Consider the following 1,758-nt stretch of genomic DNA (forward strand, 5'->3'; position numbering starts at 1 on the left):
ATCCCACGCGGGGGATCGCCCGGCACCTTTCGCCGGTGGATCTCGACTGCGACCTTTCAGTACCCGACCGTGAAGCGGCGCTGGACGAAGCGCGGCAGCTCCGCCTCGTCGACCAGGGCGACCGCGGCGTCCTCCACCGATATGCGACTGCGTCCGTCCGCGTCCAGGACGGGTTGGTCGCCACCGGTCCGGAAGCGGCCGGTGCGCTCGCCGGGAGCGATGTCCTCGGCCGGGCTGAAGTACGTCCACAGCCGATTCGAGGTTCGCAGGACGGTCAGGGCGTCCCGGTGGCCGCGCACGGCGGCCGCGTACTCCCGGGGCAGTCCGAGCGCGTCGAGGCTCTCATGGATCAGCTCGTCATGGTCGGCGCGCACCACGCCCGGTTCGACCTCCAGGCTTCCGGCACCGCCGATCACGATCAGGCGCGTCCTGGGGTGGCTCTCCAGTGCCGTCAGCAGCGCGCGGGCGGCAGTCGCGTAGACCGTGGGGTCGGCGATGGAGCGACGGACGGTGTCCGCGAAGTCCTTGGCGGCGTTGCCCGGCTGGAATCCGCTGATCAGCACGTCCAGGCCGGGCAGCACGGCCGCGATGCTCGCCGCGTCGAGGACGTCGACGTCGGCCCAGGTGATGTTCTCGCGGGTCTCCTCGACCTGTGAAGTGTCCCGACCGAAGGCCGAGACCAGGTGTCCGCGCCGAAGCGCCTCGGTGACGACCCGGCTGCCGATGCCGCCAGTGGCGCCGATGACTCCGATGTGCATGGTTCTCCCCTCAACCTGCCAGCGAATACGGCGACATGACGGACCGTCGGTCGCCGCGGCGAAAACTATACGGCGTGTAGTTTCGATACGCCAACCAATCTGGTGACACTGTAGAGTGTCCGCATGGCGGCTACCGGGACCACAGGACGACGCGAGCGGCTGCGCGCCGAGACGACGGCCGAAATCAAGAGCGTGGCATTGGCGCTGATGGCCTCAGGCGGCCCCGACGCCATCACCCTGCGGGCCATCGCCCGAGAGATGGGCATGACCGCCAACGCCATCTACGGCTACTTCGCCACCCGCGACGATCTGGTCACCACGCTCATCAACGACGTGTACACCGCGCTGGCCGACGCCGTGGACGCGGCCTGGGAGGCCGCCCCCGCCGAGGACCCGGCGGTCCGGATCCAGGCCTGGGCCACCGCCTTCCGGAACTGGGCCGTCGCCAACTCCGAGGGCTTCCGCCTCGTCTACGGTGACCCGGTCCCCGGCTACCACGCCCCCGAGGGCGGCGCCGCCCCGGACGCCGCGCGCCGGGTGTGCACAGGACTCGCCGCACTCGCGGCGGCTGCCTGGCCCCACACCGAACACCTCTACCGGGACAGCACGTTCGAGTGGCCCGACTTCGACCCCGGGCTCCGCGACAAGGTGCGCGAGGCCTTCCCGGAGCTGCCCCCCGCCGCCGTCGCACTCGCCCTGCGCATCTGGGGACACCTGCACGGCCTGGTGTCACTGGAGATCTACGGCCACCTCCACACGCAGATGGCCAGCCCGGACAAGCTCTTCCGCGAGGAACTGGCCCAGCTCGTACGAGCACTGGGCATCCCTCACCAGGGCTGAGCGGCTCCACCGCACAACCGGATCGGGCTTGTCCCGTGGCCTGGTGAGGCGAGGAGGCGTGGAACACCGGTTCAGGACCTCGTGCGGGTCAAGGCCTCACACCTGTTCGCAGCCACCAAGACCTGAACGCAGTTGCGCGAGAAGTCGGCCTGGCCGACTT

2 protein-coding genes are annotated in these 1,758 nt (G+C 70.0%); one reads left to right on the forward strand and one right to left on the reverse strand.

Translation table 11 applies throughout. The features are described from left to right. Positions 1–56 precede the first annotated feature (56 nt). A complete protein-coding gene (locus tag ACFU6K_RS38355; protein WP_380671198.1) occupies positions 57–758 on the reverse strand; it encodes an NAD(P)-dependent oxidoreductase in 702 nt (233 codons plus the stop codon). Positions 759–881: 123 nt separating this feature from the next. Here ACFU6K_RS38355 and ACFU6K_RS38360 point away from each other — a divergent pair, with 123 nt between their 5' ends. Beyond that, positions 882–1,598: a TetR/AcrR family transcriptional regulator gene (locus ACFU6K_RS38360; RefSeq protein WP_380671200.1), complete on the forward strand. Its 717-nt coding sequence runs from the start codon at positions 882–884 to the stop codon at positions 1,596–1,598. Positions 1,599–1,758 lie beyond the last annotated feature (160 nt).

The sequence above is a fragment of the Kitasatospora sp. NPDC057512 genome, from assembly GCF_042802135.1.
Classification (GTDB): domain Bacteria; phylum Actinomycetota; class Actinomycetes; order Streptomycetales; family Streptomycetaceae; genus Kitasatospora.

Excerpts from the sequence above, each read along its gene's own strand:
- ACFU6K_RS38355 (WP_380671198.1), bottom strand. The coding sequence starts at position 758 with ATGCACATCGGAGTCATCGGCGCCACTGGCGGCATCGGCAGCCGGGTC.
- ACFU6K_RS38360 (WP_380671200.1), top strand. The coding sequence starts at position 882 with ATGGCGGCTACCGGGACCACAGGACGACGCGAGCGGCTGCGCGCCGAG.